This is a genomic window from Deltaproteobacteria bacterium, assembly GCA_016210005.1.
Lineage (GTDB): Bacteria > Desulfobacterota > Binatia > HRBIN30 > JACQVA1 > JACQVA1.
This window is the reverse complement of the sequence record JACQVA010000100.1, coordinates 18,515-35,317: the sequence shown is the minus strand read 5'-3', so window position 1 is coordinate 35,317 and position 16,803 is coordinate 18,515. Positions and strand designations below refer to the sequence as shown.

At 65.7% G+C, this 16,803-nt stretch carries 12 protein-coding genes; 8 read left to right on the top strand and 4 right to left on the bottom strand.

Going from position 1 to position 16,803, the window contains the following annotated elements:
- Positions 1-116, bottom strand: a 116-nt coding sequence (locus tag HY699_10035; GenBank protein ID MBI4516138.1) for a GIY-YIG nuclease family protein, incomplete at its 3' end; no start/stop codon positions are given.
- Positions 117-234: 118 nt separating this feature from the next.
- On the opposite strand from HY699_10035, the gene bioB reads away from it, so the two are divergent.
- Positions 235-1,272: a biotin synthase BioB gene (bioB, locus tag HY699_10030; protein MBI4516137.1), complete on the top strand. Its 1,038-nt coding sequence runs from the start codon at positions 235-237 to the stop codon at positions 1,270-1,272.
- A gap of 238 nt (positions 1,273-1,510) precedes the next feature.
- On the opposite strand, the gene HY699_10025 is transcribed toward bioB, so the two are convergent.
- From HY699_10025 to HY699_10015, 3 genes are all read right to left on the bottom strand, one after another.
- Positions 1,511-2,050: an O-acetyl-ADP-ribose deacetylase gene (locus HY699_10025; protein ID MBI4516136.1), complete on the bottom strand. Its 540-nt coding sequence runs from the start codon at positions 2,048-2,050 to the stop codon at positions 1,511-1,513.
- Positions 2,051-2,119: 69 nt separating this feature from the next.
- The gene (locus tag HY699_10020) at positions 2,120-3,880 is read right to left on the bottom strand and encodes a penicillin-binding protein activator (protein MBI4516135.1); all 1,761 of its coding nucleotides are present in this window, start codon (positions 3,878-3,880) and stop codon (positions 2,120-2,122) included.
- A gap of 120 nt (positions 3,881-4,000) precedes the next feature.
- On the bottom strand, positions 4,001-5,665 hold the full coding sequence (locus HY699_10015) for a DUF1329 domain-containing protein (protein MBI4516134.1): 1,665 nt from the start codon (positions 5,663-5,665) through the stop codon (positions 4,001-4,003).
- Between the two features lie 1,331 nt (positions 5,666-6,996).
- On the opposite strand from HY699_10015, the gene HY699_10010 reads away from it, so the two are divergent.
- The 7 genes from HY699_10010 (at position 6,997) to HY699_09980 (ending at position 16,799) form a co-directional block, all read left to right on the top strand.
- Positions 6,997-8,370, top strand: a complete 1,374-nt coding sequence (locus HY699_10010) for a DUF1329 domain-containing protein (protein MBI4516133.1) — start codon at positions 6,997-6,999, stop codon at positions 8,368-8,370.
- A gap of 93 nt (positions 8,371-8,463) precedes the next feature.
- On the top strand, positions 8,464-10,443 hold the full coding sequence (locus tag HY699_10005; GenBank protein ID MBI4516132.1) for a hypothetical protein: 1,980 nt from the start codon (positions 8,464-8,466) through the stop codon (positions 10,441-10,443).
- A 288-nt stretch (positions 10,444-10,731) separates the two neighbouring features.
- Positions 10,732-11,742, top strand: coding sequence for a DUF4388 domain-containing protein (locus HY699_10000; GenBank protein MBI4516131.1), 1,011 nt, complete (start codon positions 10,732-10,734; stop codon positions 11,740-11,742).
- A gap of 66 nt (positions 11,743-11,808) precedes the next feature.
- Positions 11,809-13,224 carry a response regulator gene (locus HY699_09995; protein MBI4516130.1) on the top strand — a complete coding sequence of 472 codons (1,416 nt, stop codon included), beginning with the start codon at positions 11,809-11,811 and terminating at the stop codon, positions 13,222-13,224.
- Positions 13,225-13,254: 30 nt separating this feature from the next.
- Complete coding sequence (locus tag HY699_09990; GenBank protein ID MBI4516129.1) at positions 13,255-13,614, top strand: response regulator; 360 nt, start codon at positions 13,255-13,257, stop codon at positions 13,612-13,614.
- Positions 13,611-14,177 carry a purine-binding chemotaxis protein CheW gene (locus HY699_09985; GenBank protein ID MBI4516128.1) on the top strand — a complete coding sequence of 189 codons (567 nt, stop codon included), beginning with the start codon at positions 13,611-13,613 and terminating at the stop codon, positions 14,175-14,177. The genes HY699_09990 and HY699_09985 overlap by 4 nt, the downstream gene beginning before the upstream one ends.
- Positions 14,178-14,189: 12 nt before the next feature.
- A complete protein-coding gene (locus tag HY699_09980) occupies positions 14,190-16,799 on the top strand; it encodes a methyl-accepting chemotaxis protein (GenBank protein MBI4516127.1) in 2,610 nt (869 codons plus the stop codon).
- Positions 16,800-16,803: the final 4 nt, after the last annotated feature.

Below are 16,803 nucleotides of genomic sequence, written 5' to 3'. Positions count from 1 at the left end.
TTATGCTGCCACACCCGCGTTGCCAGCTGTGAAGTCACCCCAAGGTACAGCGTGCCGTTCCGTTTGCTGGCCAGGATGTAAACGCAGAACTGCTTGTCCGTAGCGCCAAAGGCCAAACTGGATTCCCGCTTTCGCGGGAATGACGGCCATAACACCGAACCACGTTACCCACAAATTTGTCGCGCACCCCCGGCGGCTTGCTTGGCCGCGGGGGTGTTGATAGCGGTGCGAGCGATGGAAGCCTGGACGAGCACCACTGAGCCTGCCGTAACCAACCCGTCGAACGACTACGAAGCCTTGGCTGATGCCGTGATCGGCGGGGAGGCGCTCGATCGCGGCGACGCTTGTGAGGTGTTGCGCTGTGACGACGCGGACCTACCCGCGCTGCTGCGGGCGGCCTTTCGTGTGCGTACGCATTTCCACGGCCGGCGAGTGAAGCTGTGTCTGCTGCGCAACGCCCGCAGCGGTCTTTGCCAGGAAGACTGCCACTACTGCTCGCAATCGGCGATCTCGGAGGCGGCCATTCCCCGCTACCGATTGGACTCAGTCGAGGAATTGCTGGCGGGCGCCCGGCGCGCGGTGGCGGCGGGCGCCCGGCGCTACTGCATGGTGACGAGCGGGCGCGCGCCGAGCGCGGCCGACATCGAGCGCTTCGCCGCCGCTGCCCGCGCGATCAAAGCGGAGTTCCCCACGCTCGAGCTGTGCGTTTCGCCCGGGTTACTCGAAGATCAGCAGGCGGTGGCGCTCAAGCACGCCGGCATCGGCTGGATTAACCACAATCTCAACACCAGCGAACGCTTCCACGGAGAGATCTGTACCACCCACAGCTACCTGGACCGCCTGCGCACGGTCGCCGCCATCCGGCGTGCGGGCTTGTCCACCTGTTGCGGCGGCATCATCGGTATGGGCGAGCGCGACGAGGATGTGGTCGAGCTGGCCTTCGCTCTGCGCGAGTTGGCGGTTGATTCACTCCCGGTGAATTTCCTACACCCGATTGACGGTACGCCGCTGGCCGGAAGACAGGCGCTGGATCCCGGCCGGTGTTTGAAGGCGCTCTGCCTGTTTCGGCTGGTCAATCCGACCACCGAGCTACGGGTGGCGGGCGGCCGCGAGCTCAACCTCGGCTGGTTTCAAGCGCTGGCTTTGGTGGTGGCGAACTCGATCTTCGTCGACGGCTACCTGACCACGCCGGGGCAGGCGCCGAGCGAAGCCCACGCGATGGTGGCGGCGATGGGGCTCGAGGTCGAGCCCTTGCCGTCAGGGGCGGCGTAGTGCTGCCCTTCACAAATAGGGTGAGGTTCCGTCCGGCGTCTCATTCCCTCATCCTGACCCTGACCTGAAACACGCGCGCTGTCCCTCGGCCGTGTCCGGTAATTCCTGCCAGGTTTCATCCTTGAAGGGTCGACCTCGCAGAGGCGGCGGCATTGCTGCCCGGGGAACGGGAACCTGTTGGATACATCACCGTAATTCCGAACCGCGGTACGTAGAGACGGCGCGGCTAGCGGCCGCGTCACGTGGCTGCGATCTCCTCGAGTGCGAGGGCGTAGGCTTGCAGGTCGGCAGAGCTGAACAAGATAAACCGCACCAACGTAATGTCGCTGTGGCAGCGCAGATAGTCACGCACGGTACGCAATGCAATGCGCGCGGCGTGGGCGACGGGATAAGCGTAGGCCCCGGTGCTGATCGAGGGAAAGGCGACCGACGCGAGCCGGTTTTCGCGGGCGACCTCGAGGCTGCGCCGATAGGCGCTGGCTAGCAAGTCGGCTTCCCGATGGGCGCCGCCGCGGTAAACCGGGCCGACGGCATGGATGACGTAGCGGGCCGGAAGCTGGCCGCCGGTGGTGATCTTGGCGTCACCGGTGTTGCATCCGCCCAGGGCGCGACAGGCGAGGAGAATGGCCGGTCCGCCGGCGCGGTGGATAGCGCCGTCGACGCCACCGCCCCCGAGCAGCGTCGAGTTGGCGGCGTTGACGATGGCGTCGGTGTCCTGCTGAGTGATGTCGCCGCGTACCAGTTCGATGCGCGCGTTTGCGACTGCCAGCTCCATCATGGCGTGCCCTTTCGGGGTAGAGTTCAACCGCAATCGGGTGGCCGCCGCCGCAGATCGCTCGCGGCCGGGTCAGCCGTCGGTGGCCGGCGCCACCTCTTCGACCTGCCCGTCGCGGTAGCGCAAGATCGAGAGTGCGCGCCCGAAGCCGCCGGGTGTGCCCTGCAACTGGCCAGCGCCCTCGAACCGGCCCAAGCCGTTGAGCTGGCCGACGATCTGTTCGCGCGAGGTGGCCCCGCCGGCGATCAGGCGCCGCAAGGCCAGGCCGGCGTCGAAGGCTTGGGCTTCGAACACCGTCGGCTGGCGCCCCTCACCGCGCTCGAAGCGCTCGACGAATTCGCGGGTTGAGGCGCGCGTGCTGCTGGCGAAGAAAGCGTCGGTGAAGACCGCGCCGTTGATCACGTCGCCCGCCCGGCTCAGCGCGGCGGCATCATTCCAGCTCTCGGTGCCCAGCAGGGCGACGTCCGGAAGACCCTCGCGCACCTGGGCCGCCACCGCGGCCGCGGTCGCCGCGGCGTCGGGAATGAACAGCGCTTGCAGCCCCGCCTGATGCCACCGCCGCACGGCGCCGGCAGCTGCGGCCAAGTCGGGGTTGCCGGGCTCGTATGCTTGCGTGCCCACCACGCTGGCGCCCTGCGCTGCCACCGCATCAATGAACGCTTGGGCAAAGGCCGATCCGTAACCATCCTCGGGATAGAGCACGCCGAAGCGCTGCACTTTGAGCGTGTCGGCCGCGTAGCGCACCAACATCTCAGCCTGCTGGCCCCGCGTCATCGCCACCTGGAACACGAAGCGGCCAGCCAGCCCCTCGCGTTGTGACAGCAGCAGCAACGGCAGCCGCTCGCGTTCGGCCAGCGGGGCGAGCACTTCGGCTTCGCTGCTGCGCAACGGGCCGACCACCGCCACCACCGACGAATCTTGGTGCAGAGCCTGCAGCAACTCGGCGCTGCTGGCCGGATCACCGCCGGTGTCACGAACCACTAACTGCTCGGGGGCATCGGCAAAGGCCAGCCGCAGCCCGGCCAGTGCTCGTTGCCCGTAGGCACGATCGACACCGGTGAGCGGCAACAGGCAGGCAATCTTGGTGGTGGGCCCGGGAGCCGGCACGGCCACCTCGACCGCTTCGGGGGGTGCCTCAGCCTCGTCGCCCAGTGCTGGCGGGACCGCCGCTTCTTCCTCTGTTGCCGGTGGCAGTGGCTCGGCGCCGTTTGTGACCGCAGGTTCTGATTCCTCCTCGACCGCGGCAACTTCCGGCGGTGCCGGAACGGCGGCGATCTCGAATGGGGGCATGGGTGCGGCGGCCATTAGGTCGCCGAGGCCGAGCGCCTCACGAACCGCGGCCGTGACCAGTACCTCACTCACCTCCGCTCGCTCGTCATCGGTCAACTGCGGCCTGACGGCGCCGATGCGGTTTTGCAGGCGCGCCTGCTCGGCCGGCCCGGCCAGCTGCCAGGCTTCTTCCCAGGCCAGCAACGCCGCCACCCGGCGGCCGAGGCCGAGTTCGGCGTCGCCGCGCAAGGCGTACACTTGCACCCACTGCTGCCCGGGCACGCGCTGCTTCAGTTCATCCAACGTCACCAGCGCGGCGCCATACTGCTGCAAGTGATACTGCGCGAGCGCCAACTGGTAAGCGGCACGTGGTGCGTAGGCGGGGTCCGGCGTGCTGTTCAGGAACTGACGGTACGCCGCCGCCGCCGGCTCGTAGGCCCCACGCGCAAAGGCGTCCTCCGCCCGCCTGAATGCATGTGCCGGAGCGGGCGGCAGATGCGCTGCCGGCGGAGTGCAGGCCGACAGGGCCGCGAGCAATGCGATAAGGGTGATCGCTGGCTTCATAGGCGGCTCTTATCTCGGTAACCCCGTCTGTTTGTCAAGGCGAACCTAAGGCTGACGGCGGCTCATGGCGCAGGGAGGGGGAGGGGAGACACGCGGCGCATCTCCCCTCCGGGGGCAAGCCTAGTGGCCGGCCTCAATTAAGTGGGCCACGCTGAAGAACTCTTCGCTGAGTCCGACCTTATCGCCCATGTTGTAGTACAGACATTCCTCGCCCTGAGAGTGGGTGCTGGGTAGGGCTGCTTTGGTCGCATGTAGCAGCTGGGTGTCGAGGCACACGATGGCGTGCGTGAAGCCCATCTCGTCCGAGTACCGCGACAGCTTGGCGCCCGGGATGACCTCGCGCTTGAAGCTGCGCAGGTTCACCCAAACTTTCCACAACTGCCCCGCCCGATCGTAGATGTCTGAGGAGGTGACAACCCAGCCTTCCTTGTCGATGAAGATTATCCGTTTGCCGTAGGCGTATTGCGGGAGCTTGGAGACGCCCTCGATCACGTATACCTGGCGCGGCTCCCAGACGTCGTCAAAAGCCCAATCTTCGGGCTCTTGCCACTTCACCGGCACATGTTGGCCGTGCACGGCGCCTAGTATCGTGCGCTCGCCGAGGAACTTCCAGTCCATCCACGCGATGTGGCCGTTGTAACCGTAGTAGCTGTCGATGTCGCTGTCCTGCCCGAATAGGGCGTCCGAGCGTTGGGCGGTGGAGAGCCGGCGCACGCGGCGCAACTGCGGCAGGTAGAGCCAGCTGTCATCTTGCCGGTTGGGATCGTTGTAGCGGTAGAACGTGCCGCCGACTCCCTTGAGATCGAACGGTTCGCTCAGTGGGTGCAGCGACTCCTTGTAGCGCAGGTCGTCCGAGTTCGGGATGTTCGGCTTGGGATCGACGAAGAGGCGGCCGGTGTAGTTGAGCTTGCGCAAGTTGTCGATCATGTAATGCCGCTCGACCGTCATGCCCTTGTTCTTGGCAATGGTGCCGGTGTCGGCATCGAAGTTCTCGGCGGTATAATCGTCGGTGGCGACGAACGAGTAGCTGTAGTTCCACATGATCTTGTGCGCGACCATCGGGTCGTTGACATCGATGTTGGGGAACGGCAATCCCGCCGTCCAGTTGAGGACCCGCAAGCCATCCGGGCTCAGCTTGGCCTGTCCGCTGTATTTCTCGGTGGCTTCACGGTAGGCCCGAATCATCTCGATCGGGCGCGGTGCCCCCACCCTGATGCGCCAGCCGTAGTGAACGGCCCACTCCAGGCCAGGGCTGAGCAGGTGCTTGTACTGTTCGAGATTCTGTTCGTTGACCACGACGCCGGGTTCGATGGCGTCGGCCGCGGGCTGGCTGCGAGCACCGTTATGATGGTTAGCTGTAAGCAACGCGACGTCAGCTACCGGTTCACCTTGAAGGGGCGGCTCATCCGCGGGGACATCGACTGGTGCGCGTTGCGCGCCGCGGGCGGCAGGGCGAGCCGCAGCGCGGCTGGCGACGGCCGGAGCGGGTGCCACGGCGGTGTCCGATGCGCCATCGGCTTGATCTGCCGCCGGTGGCTCAACACGGCTGGCGGCTACCGCAGCAGGAGCGCGCGCGGGTGCCGCCACCCGCTTCGGTGCCGGCTCGGGCTGCGCCGCTGGCGGTGCGGCAACCGGTTCCAACTCAGCCGGGGCGGCCGGTGCCGCGTGCTGCTCCTCGATCGAGGCCGGCGGCGGGCTCGAGCGCAAGTTGCTGTGCTGGTCTGCGCGCGGCGCACTGGCTGCGGCGGCGGGAAACTCGCGAACCGGCGCTTGCGGCCGCGGCATGGCTACCTTCTTGGGTGCAGAGGCTTTGGGTGCGGCCACGCGAGGTGCGGCCGGCACCGGTGCCGCCGGCGGTCTGGCCACTTGGGCTGGGCGTTGCAACGACCGCTCCAGCGTTGTCGCCGCCGGCGGTGCGGCGGGGAGCGCTGCGGCTGGAGCAGGTTGTACCCGCGCAGGCGCGGGTGCCGGCCGTGCCGCGGGCTGTCGCTCTTCGGGAAACAGATCGCCCCAATCAACTTGGGCGTGGACGCTAGCTGCGATGGTCAGGAGCGTCGTGGCCGCCAGGCCAAGGTACACGGGGAATCGTCGTCGCATGTAGCACCCTTTCTTCGGCCGACATCTCTGCGGTCAACATCGACCGGAGCCGAAGTTCCGCACATTACGAAGCAGAGGCCATGCCAGCACGATAGTCCGGACGGCGGCGGTTTTGAAGCCCTGGAGCGCGCACAAAATTGCGCTACTCAGTTGACGAGTCGTCCAACATGCGTCGGGCACCCGGGCGCCGGACTTGACCTATGGCGGGTTGAAGCGCTACTGCGCGTCTAGCACGGCGATTGCAGTGTCTGCCGCGCGCAGGAGGGGCGCAGATGCGAACAGTGGCACTTCGGGCCGGTTTTTTTGGACTCGGCCTTCTCTTCACACTCAGCGCGGCGACCGCCCAGGTCGATTGGGGAGATCTGTTTCCCGAAGACGGGCGGCCACCTGCGCCGGCAGCGCCGGCAGCACCACTGCCTGCGCCGGCGGCACCGGCGGTGCCGGCTGCTCCTAGGCCGGCGCCGGTGGCCAAGCAGGCCCCCCCGGCGCGGCGCCCGGCGCCGGTGGCGAGTGCGCCGCGCAAGCCCCGCCCGGCTGCGAAACCGGCGACCGCGCGTGCCGGGGCGGTGGGTGGCGGCACCGCCGCGGCCGCTCGTCGGGTTCTGCGTAGCAGTCCGCCGCCAGCCGCTATCAGTGAGTTTCCCTCGGCTGGGCCAGCGGCAGCGGCGCGAAACGTCGAGGTTGCTCCCGCTCCATTAGCAGCAGCTCCGAGGGCAGCGCGGGCGCCGCGCTACGTGCCGCAGGAACCCGAGGCCGCACCCGCGGTAGCGGCGCGTGAGGTTGAGGCGGCGCCGGCCCCGGTGGCGCCAGCTCGACGCGCGGCGGTGGCGCCCAGGTATGTGCCCGAGGAACCCGAGCCTGCCGCACCGGTTGCTGTCGCACCTCCGGTGGCCGAAGCGCCGGCGGAGGTGGAGCCGGCTCCGGTGGCTCCGCCTCCAGTGCGGGTGGCCAAGCCGGCGCCGCGTCAACCAGAACCTGAGCCGGAACCCGAGCCCGCCCCGATGGCCGAGGAGCCAGCCGTGCTCGCAGTACCAGAGCCGGCGGTCGAGGAGCCAGCGCAGGTGGCCGCGGCCGCTGCGCCCGATGTGCACAGGCCGGCAGCGCCCGTGCGCGCGCCGCAACCGGCGCCACAGGCCGCAGTGCCGATAGACGAGCCGGCCGACTCTGCTGGTGACGGCGGCGCGCCCAGCCTGGAACAGTACGGTTTGGCGGCGGGGCAAGTGATCTCGGAAAAGAACGCCAGCCAGTTCACCGAATTGCTGGTGCCGGGCATCGATTGGGGTGTGCGCTACGGCTGGCGCCTGGAGCTGGTTGACTACAAGCCGATCAAGATGCCCAAGCGCTTTCGTGAAGCCACCGAGAAGCATGCCGGCCAGGTCCGCCTCGGTCCCGGGGCATTGACGGTGGAGAACTACGTGGCCGGATTGCCGTTCCCACGGGTCGACGCCAATGACCCGGATGCGGCCGCGAAGGTGATGTGGAACTTCTACTACAATGGCTTCCTGACTGACGACAAAGTCATGAGCGGCGTTGACACTTACAGCGGGTCGGTGGGACCGCATGAGCCGATCCGTACCGAGCGCCATTTGCTGACCGACGTCTACCGCCGGCTCAATTACAACGGCCGCCTGTATGTCGACCCCAAGCCGGAAATGCCTAATCCGGAGGGGGTGCGGTACAAGGAGTCGCTGCACCCGATTCTCGAACCGTTCGATCTCAAGGGGGTCGGCGCCACCTTCTATCGTTACCTCGATCCGGGGCGCCAGGACGACAACTGGCTGTACCTGCCACAACTGCGGCGCGTGCGCCGGCTCTCCACGGCGCAGCGCTCCGATGCCTTGTTTGGCCAGGACGTCGATTCGGACTCCTTCGCTGGCTACAACGGCCACATCGGCTGGATGAGCTACCGCTTGCTGGGCGAGCGCACCATCCTGGCGACGATGCACGCCCGCAACTTCCCGCCCAAGTGGCAGAACCCGGAGGATTGGCTTTACGAAGACGTGTGGGAGCCGCGCCGCGTCTGGGTGATCGAGGCGACGCCGAAGATGAGCCAGTACGCCTATGGCAAGCGCGTCCTCTACGTCGACCAAGAAGCCTGGGTGATCGCGATTTCCGACAGCTATGACCGCGCCGGTCAGCTGTGGAAGACCGCAGTCAATATGTATACGGCCAAGAGAGAAGCCATTCCGGGTGATGCGCGGGTGCAATACGAAGACGAGATGCTGTTCTTCAATGCCGACATCTACTACGACGTGCAGCTCCAACACGCGACCGCAACCGCTAACCCGCGATTCGCCGGCACCGAAAAGGGCTACTTCATCAATGTCGGCGCGCGCATGGGAGTGACCGAGGACTACTTCACCGTCGCCCACATGATAGAGAAGGGCGGCTGAGCCGCCGCGCGGCGGTTGGCATTGACGCAGCGCATGGGCTAGGGAACCCACCCGCGAGCGAGAGGAGGGGCTATGACCGGACGGAGCGGATCTGTGAGGCTGGGCATTGGTTGCGCGGTCGGGTTGGCGTTGCTGGCCGGCAGCAGTGGGCCGGCGCGCGCCGGCGTGCAGTACGGTGCGTTGCAGTTGGCCGGCAGTCTCGAGTCGCAGAACTTGGTGCGGCACTCGGCCGCGACCAAATTCCAGTTCGAGCAAAACCGCAACACGCTGCGCCTGCGGGTCGATTGGGATTGGCTTCAGGACGGGCGGTTCATCAACAAGTTCAACGTGCCGTTCCTCAAGGAGTCGAAGCTCTATTTTCTCTACCGCGGGGCTTACGATGGTTTCTACGCCATCGCGCCCGAGGAACTCCAGCACGGGCAAACCCGCTTTGACGATATCGTCGGCGGGCCGGTCCAAGGTAACGAGATCGGCACCCTGCGCCCCGACGGCAGCTTGCGCCAGGGCCTTTACAGCCGGTTCACCGACTCCGATCGCCGCGACCTCGCCTGGGAGAACCGCTTGCGCGAGGCCTACGTCGATGTCCGCTTCGCCGACGTGCCGCTCAGCCTGCGCCTCGGCCGCCAACAGGTGGTCTGGGGTGAGGCCGATCAGTTCCGGCTCATGGACGTGTGGAATCCGCTCGACGTCACCTGGCGCTTCCCTTACGAGACCTTCGACAATTACCGCGTGCCGCTGTGGATGGCGAAGGGCTTGTGGGACTTCGGCGTCATCGGCCCCTTCCAAAACACGTTCGTCGAGGTGGTCTACAACCCGTTCGATTTCCAGCCCGGCACCAAAGTAGCTTGGTTGCCGCGCCCGTGGGCGTTGCCTTATCCCGATCCCCTGCGCGCCGGGCAAATCAACGTGCCCAGCAAGACCAACAACCTGTTCTTCACCAGCCCGGTGTTCAATCTGCAAGGAACCAGCTATCAGCGTGGTGACTTCAATCGTAACCCGGAAGAGGCCAGCGAAGTCGGCGTCCGCTTCCACACCGTTACCCCGCAGGGCCTCGAGTTCACTACCAACTACATATACGGCCGCGGCAAGGCGATCGGCTACGGCCAGCCGTTCGGCGTTCACATCGAGAAGATTCAGGTCGATCAAAATAATCAGACCTGTGTCCGCAACAAGAACGATCCCGCCTGCTTCAGCGGGATGTCGTTCGCAGGCACCAGCGTCGTGCCCACTTTCGTGACCGCCAAGGTGGTGCACCCGTACGTTCACATCTTCGGGTTCACCGCCAATTACTTCGAGGATAGCCTGACGTCGATCGTCTTTCGCTTAGAGACCGCTTACTCATTGGGGCAGCCCTACCAAACGACGGCCAAGGACGAGCAGCTGATCGTCCAGGATATGAACGATCAACCAGTAATCGACCCGGTTACCGGAGATTTCGCCCTGTCGACCAATCAGCTCACCAAGCGTGACATTTGGGCCGGGATGCTCGGCTTCGATCGACCGACTTGGATCCGCTGGCTGAACCAGGGCAACACGTTCTTCCTCACCGGCCAGTTCTTCTGGCAATACATCAACGGCAACAGCGACGAGCTGCGCGGCGCGGTCAGCGCCGGCCAGGATCCGTACTTCTCTCCGAGCAACGATCCGAACAATCCTCCCGTCCTGCCGTACAGCGATGAACTCGTCAGCAGCGGTGGCGTGGGGGCGTGGCAATGCCGGGCGGGTGCTGATCCCAGCCGCTGTCGTTTTGCCGGCCAAGTCGAGCGCCTCCAGGATGGCACTGCTTTCGGTGCCGATGACCTCAAGCGCTGGGAGTTCCTGATGACCCTGGCGGTCAACACCTTCTACCGCGGCGGCACGATCGTTCCGCTCGGCGTTGGGTTGTACGACCCGATGAGCAATGCCTTTGCGGCCCTGTTGGAGGTCAGCTACGCGGCGACGCCCGATCTGACTATCGCCCTGCAACAGCGGTACTTCACCAGCTTCGGCCGCACGGTTAACGACCCGTGGACCATCGGTGGCCGCATGCACCGGCGCGACGAGACTGGCCTGAAGATCACCTACCAGTTCTGAGCGGATCGCGTTCTCGGGTCAATAATGTCTACCAGCAGGCGCGTGCCGACCCTGCAACCGGGGGTGCCAGTGCCATTTTGTGTCGCCAGCAGATACCCGAATTCGGGTCTGGTCACCGCGTATCCGAGACTTTTTTCGGTTGACTGCCGAATTGCTGTGACGCATAGTGAACGCTGCGTTAAATGGGTACCGCACAGATCCGCGTTGCGGCGCTCAGTTCGGGAAGCCGTCACCTAACAAGCGGCGTGGCATACCTCCTGCTCCTACAGGGCGCGGGCGGGAGGACCCATGATGAGCACAGCGATAGCAGAAGCATCTCGCACAGCACGCGTTCTCGTCTTCGGTGTCGATGACGGGTGCTTCTGCGTCCACCTCGACTGGGTCGAAGCCGTCTATCAGCGTGACGAGGCGGTGCTCCACACGGCCAAAGCCGGTGAGAGCACTCGGCCGTTCCTGCTGCACCGCGGGCAGCCCGCCCTGGTGGTGGATCTGCGCGAGGCCTTCGGCTTGACCGAGTTGCTCGGGGTTACCGAGCGGGCTGCGTTCATGATTGTGCGCGCAGGTTCATTTTTGCTCGCCTTGCCGGTCGATGGCTGCAGCGGCGTGCGCGAACTCGATCTCCGGACCAAGGCTCCGGTGGCCACTAATCTGGTGCACGACGGCGGACTCAGCGTCGGACACCTGGTTGACATTGAGGGCCGGCTGCACGCGTTGTTAGAGCCCAACCGCATCCTGAGCGGGGCTTTGCGCGAGAAGCTGGAGCCGCTGCTCAAAGAAGCGCTGGCATTCCGCGATCGCCAGGACAAGATCGCCGCCGTCGCCGTCGAGTTGCGGCGCGCGCCGACGGCGGCCGCGCTCAAGACCTTCGGGCGCCTGGTGCGCCGTAACGGCCGCCCGCGCGCTGCGAATGCCGCCAAGGCCTTGCTCAAAGCGCTGCAGGAGAGCGAGTCAGCAACCGGACTCGACCTCGTCGCCGGCGATTTGGGCGGCGATACGTTGATGCGCGACCTGATTGCGCTTAGCACCGCCCGCCGAACCGGCGAACTCGCGGTTGAGACTCCCGATGGTGCGCCGGCCAAGGTCTTCCTCGACGCCGGCCGCGTTGCCGATGCTTGCGCCGCCGGCATCTGGGGGCGTGGCGCGTTCAAACGAATCCTGAGCACACGTGAGGGCAACTACCGCTTCGTCGCGGCCGAGTCGCCGGTGCAGCCGCAACGGATCAACGAGTCCGCGGTGTGGCTGCTGGTCGAGACCAGCGAGCAGCTGGGGGAAGAGCGCCGTGGCCGGCACGCCCGCTAGCCCAGCGATGCCGTGAGGGGGCCGCTGTGCCAGGGTACACTCGTAGGGTGAGGAAGGAGACACGCAATGGATGAGAAGCCGCGGATTCTCGGCGTCGACGACAGCCTCACAATTCGTAAGGCGCTCGAAATCGTCCTCAAGCCCGCGGGCTACATGCTCGACCTCGCCGCCGATGGCACCGAAGCCATCGAGAAGGCGAAAGCCACCAAGCCGGCGCTGATTCTGTTGGACTTCATTCTGCCTGATATGCGCGGCACCGAAGTTTGCCGCCGGCTGGCCGAAGACCCCGACACCGCCAACATCCCGGTGATTCTGATCTCGGCCAAGGGCGCCGAGATTCGCCAAGCGTACGAGGATATCGGCAACGTCGTCAGCTACATTGCCAAGCCGTTCAAGCCGCAAATCGTCATCAACTTAGTGGCCGAGGTGTTGGCCAAAGCGGCCGGCGGTGAGCTGGTCAAGACCGCGCCCGTGCCGGAGGCGGCGATCTTCCCCGCCGCGCGGCCGGCGCTCGAGCCGATTGCCGTACCGCCGGCCGTGATCATTCCCGAACTGCCGGCGGCGGCGCCGAGCTTGGCCGCCACGATGCCCTTGCTCGAAGTACCGCCGCTCAACGGCGGCTCAGCGGCGCGCGAGCCGCAGCCGCTGGCGGCTCGACTCGAAGAAATCGACGAGGCCGAAGCCGAGGAAGCCGCCGAGGTCGCCGTTACCACTCTCAACGACGGCGCCCGCCGCGAGCTGCTCGAAGTGATGTTCGAGACCCTGCGCGCCGGTCTCGAAGGCGTTTATGTCGAAGAGGTCGATACCCCCGCCGGGGCGGCGGCCGACCAAGCGCGCTCGTACACCGATCTGATCGAGAGCCTGACGCACGAGTTGGGCGAGAGCTTGCAGCACGCGCGCTCGGGGGCACGCCACACGCTCTACGGTGATGGCTCGGTTCGCTCGTTGGATGACACCTTGCTCGACGTCTTTCGTCGCGCCTGCCGCCTGCTCTTCCGCGCCGTGGTGGTTGGAGCGGTGGAGGCCGACCTGGCGCCCGTGCGCCAGCGGGTCTTGATCGCCTGCCATCGCGACAGCGCGGTCCACGAGCAGCTGCGCGCGCTGGCCCTGGCCCACCCGGAGTGGCAGATCTTCACCATCACTGAAGGCTTTCGCCAGCTGCCGATGATGACCCGGCTCTATGGCCCGACCCATTTGATCGCCGAGGTCACCGGCGCCGGCGCGCTCTGGGATCAGCTGCGGCAACTGCAGCGGATGCCGGAAGCTCGCAGCCTGACCGTGATCGGCCTGGCCAATCCCAGCCGCGCCAGCGGCAACGGCCACGACGATCCCCAGGCGCGTAGCGCGGCTCTGGCCGAGCGCGGGATCACCAAGGTGCTGGAGTGCGCTTTCGATCTCGAACGGGAACTGAGCGCGGCGCCGCCGCCGAACGTGCCGGTGATGGCCGCCGCCGATTTCGCCGAGGTTCAACCGGTGGCCTGAGGCCACCGTATTTCGTCTTGTGAGGGAGTAATGCCAAAGGTTCTCATTGTCGACGACATTCGCAGCGAAGTGCAGTTGATCGCCAACGTGCTCTCGCCGCAAGGCTACGATTGCATCCAGGCCAGCACTGGAGTCGAGGCGATGGAGCGCGCGCGCGCGGATCGACCGGATATCATCTTGCTCGACATCGTCATGCCCGGCCAGGACGGCTTCGCCACCTGCCGCCAGCTCAAACGTGACACGCTGACCAAGGATATCCCGGTGGTTATGGTGAGCTCGAAGAACGGCGAGAGCGACCGCTTCTGGGGCCAGAAGCAGGGTGCGATCGACTATCTGGCCAAGCCCTTCAGCCCCTCGGATCTGGTGTCGATCGTGAAGAGGTACGCGTGAGCACTGAGGCCCACTTCGATCTCGCCACCCGGCTGAGCGCGCGGCTGGCTCACCTGGGCGAGGACTATTGCATTTTCACTCGCTCCGGGCGCGACTACGCCATCAGCGTGACCGCCGCGCGCGAGGTGCTCACCGGCGAGCCGGCCACCCCCGTGCCGCAGGCGCCGCCCTCGCTGATCGGGGTGATCAACCTGCGCGGAGAGGTGCTGCCGCTGGTGCAGCTCGATAGTCTGCTCGATATGCCCGCCCGGCCCTACACGCCGGGCGATCAGATTTTGGTGCTCACCTGCGGCGAGGTGGACATCGGCTTGGCCGTCGATCGGGTTCGCGATGTGCGCTCGATCGATGCCGGTGAGATGCAAGATTATCCCAGCGGGCCGGCGGCTAATCCGCTCTCCCGCAGATACTGGCCGGCTGCAACCGGGGTGGTAACCGTGCTCGATGCCGACAAATTGGTTGCCGAAGCCGTCAACGTCGTGAGTGCGCGCTTTCAACAGCGCCTGCCGGGCCGCGCCGATGAAGCGGCGCCAATCGGCCGCGCTGTGCCGCTGAGTAACAAATAGGAGGGGTCTATCATGGCCGCCAAAAATGCAACCGCCGACCGAGGCTTCCGCCTGGCGATCCGCTGGCAAGTGCTGCTGGCCTTCGTGCCGCTAGCCGTCGCCGCGATGACCTTCCTGGGCTGGCGCAGCTATCAGGTCGCGTCCGAATCAATGCGCGAACAGGCGTTGCGCCAACTGCAATCGGTGCGCGACGGGAAGAAGCGCGAAATCGAGCGCCACTTCCAGCTGGTCGAAGACCAGGTCGTCACCGTCGCGCGCAACCCCGCCACGCTGCTGGCGGCCAAGCAATTCGGCAATGCCACGCGCGAACTCGACGACGACCCGATCACCGCCACCGAGAACATGCGCGAGCGCATGGGTGCTCTCAAGAAGTTCGTCGAAACCTACTACAAGAAGGAACTCGCGGATAAGAAGCTCGATCTGCGCTCGCTCCTGCTGCCCCAGCGCTCCGCCGTCTGGCTGCAAGCCACCTACATGGCCATGAACCCGAACCCGCTAGGCAAGAAGTACCTGCTCAGCGACCCCAGCGACGGCAGCCGCTACGGCTCGTATCACGCCGTCTGGCAGCCGGTCTTTCGCGGCATGGTGGAGAAATTCGGTTTCCAGGATCTCTACCTGGTCGACGCCAACAACGGGCGCATTACCTACAGCGTGGGCAAGGGCCCCGAGTTCCAAACCAGCCTGCTCGACGGCCCGTATGCTAACTCCAGCATCGGCAAACTCTTCCGCCGGCTGCAAATCGAGTCGCGCGAAGGCGACTACCTGCTGATGGATTTCGCCCCCTACCTGCCCGCCCACGGCAAGCCGTTGCTGTTCGCCGGTGCCGGCATCTTCGAAAACGGCCAGAAGATCGGCATGTTGATCGTGCAGGTGCCGATCGATCGCATCAACAACATCATGACCTCCGACAAGCAGTGGGAAGCGGTCGGACTGGGCGAGACCGGCGAGGTCTACCTCATCGGCCGCAATGCCAACGACTTCTTCATGCGTAACGACTCACGCTTTCTCGACCAACTGAAGGAGAACAACCCTGAGATCGCATTGAGCGGCACCACTATTCTAGGCCAGAAAGTCGAATCCGAAGGCGCTATTCAAGGTGCCGACGCCCATGAATATCCACCGCCGCGCACCGAGGAGAGCGAAGCGGTGGTGGCTCTGAGCTACCTCAACTACCGCAATGTGTCGGTGCTCGGCGCCTCGACCTGGCTCGATGGCTTGCGCGGCTTGAACTGGCTGATCATCGCCGAGATTGCCGAAGAGGAAGCCATGCGGCCCGTCATCCGCTTGCGCAACTTGACGGCGACCCTCGGCGGCGGCCTCATCGGCGGCTTCGTCTTGGTGGCGCTGCTGCTGGCCTCGCGCATCTCCAGCCCGGTGCGCGCCCTGGCGGGCACCATGCGTGAGATTCAAGAGGGCAACTTCCGCGCCCGCGTCAAGGTCAAAGCTCGCAACGAACTCGGCGTCCTCGCCCGCGGCTTCAACCAGATGCTCGATGAACGGGTCGATTCGCTGGTGCAAGCCGAAGAAGACAACCGCCGCTTGCAGAACGAGATTCGCCACCTGCTCACGGTGGTGGCCGGCGCCTCCGAAGGCGATCTGACCGCCCGCGCCGAAGTCGGCAGCGGCGTGCTCGGCAACCTCGCCGACGCCTTGAACCTGATGTTCGAGAACGTCGGCGAACTGGTCAAACACCTCAAGAGCGTGTCGGCGCGCGTGGTCAGCTCCGCCACTCAGATTCAGGCCTCCGCCGAACAGCTGGCGCAAGGGTCGTCGCGGCAAACCAGCGACATCACCAGCACCACCGCCGCAGTGCAGGAGATGACCTCGAACATCCAGTCGGTGTCGGAGAACGCCACCGTCGCCGCCGAAGCCGCCAAACGCGCCGAGGAAGCCGCCCACCAAGGCGGCGACGTCGTCAAACGCGTGATCACCGGCATGGACGCGCTGCAGAAGAATACCCGCGCTTCGGCCGTGAAGATCAAACGGCTGGGCGAACGCTCGATGGAAATCTCCACCATCATCAACACCATCCAAAAAATCTCGGCGCAAACCAACATGCTCGCCCTCAACGCCGCCATCGAGGCCGCGCGTGCCGGCGAACACGGCCTGGGCTTCACCGTCGTCGCCGACGAAGTGCGTAAACTCGCCGAACGTACCGAAGGCGCCGCCGAGGAAATCGCCCGCCTGATCGCGGCGATCCAGGCCGAAACCAACGAATCGGTCGGCGGCATGGAGCGGCAGTCCGAACACGTGGAACAGCAGACCGGCATGGTCACCGAAGCCGGCAACGCGCTCGAACGCATCCTGCGCGCCTCGGTCCAAAGCGCCGAGCTGATCGCTGAGATCTCGCTCGCCGCCAACCAACAGGTGCGCGGCGCGACCAGCCTGAGCGAAGCCATGCTCAGTATTTCCGATGTCGCCCGCCAGGCGCAGGTGTCCTCGGAACAAACCCAGCACAGCACCGCCGCGCTGATCCAAGTGTCGAGCGAGCTGAACCAGCAGATCGGCCTCTTCCGCGTCGAAGCCGTCGGCAATGGCAAGGCCGAGGCCTCCGCGGCACAACTGATACCGCTGGAGCAGGAACCGGCGCAGCGGCCGGGTAACGGGCAGACTACGATTTGACGCC

Excerpts from the sequence above, each read along its gene's own strand:
- HY699_10015 (MBI4516134.1), bottom strand. The coding sequence starts at position 5,665 with ATGCCGCGGCCGCAAGCGCCGGTTCGCGAGTTTCCCGCCGCCGCAGCC.
- bioB (MBI4516137.1), top strand. The coding sequence starts at position 235 with ATGGAAGCCTGGACGAGCACCACTGAGCCTGCCGTAACCAACCCGTCG.
- HY699_09990 (MBI4516129.1), top strand. The coding sequence starts at position 13,255 with ATGCCAAAGGTTCTCATTGTCGACGACATTCGCAGCGAAGTGCAGTTG.
- HY699_10000 (MBI4516131.1), top strand. The coding sequence starts at position 10,732 with ATGATGAGCACAGCGATAGCAGAAGCATCTCGCACAGCACGCGTTCTC.
- HY699_09995 (MBI4516130.1), top strand. The coding sequence starts at position 11,809 with ATGGATGAGAAGCCGCGGATTCTCGGCGTCGACGACAGCCTCACAATT.
- HY699_09980 (MBI4516127.1), top strand. The coding sequence starts at position 14,190 with ATGGCCGCCAAAAATGCAACCGCCGACCGAGGCTTCCGCCTGGCGATC.
- HY699_10025 (MBI4516136.1), bottom strand. The coding sequence starts at position 2,050 with ATGATGGAGCTGGCAGTCGCAAACGCGCGCATCGAACTGGTACGCGGC.
- HY699_10020 (MBI4516135.1), bottom strand. The coding sequence starts at position 3,880 with ATGAAGCCAGCGATCACCCTTATCGCATTGCTCGCGGCCCTGTCGGCC.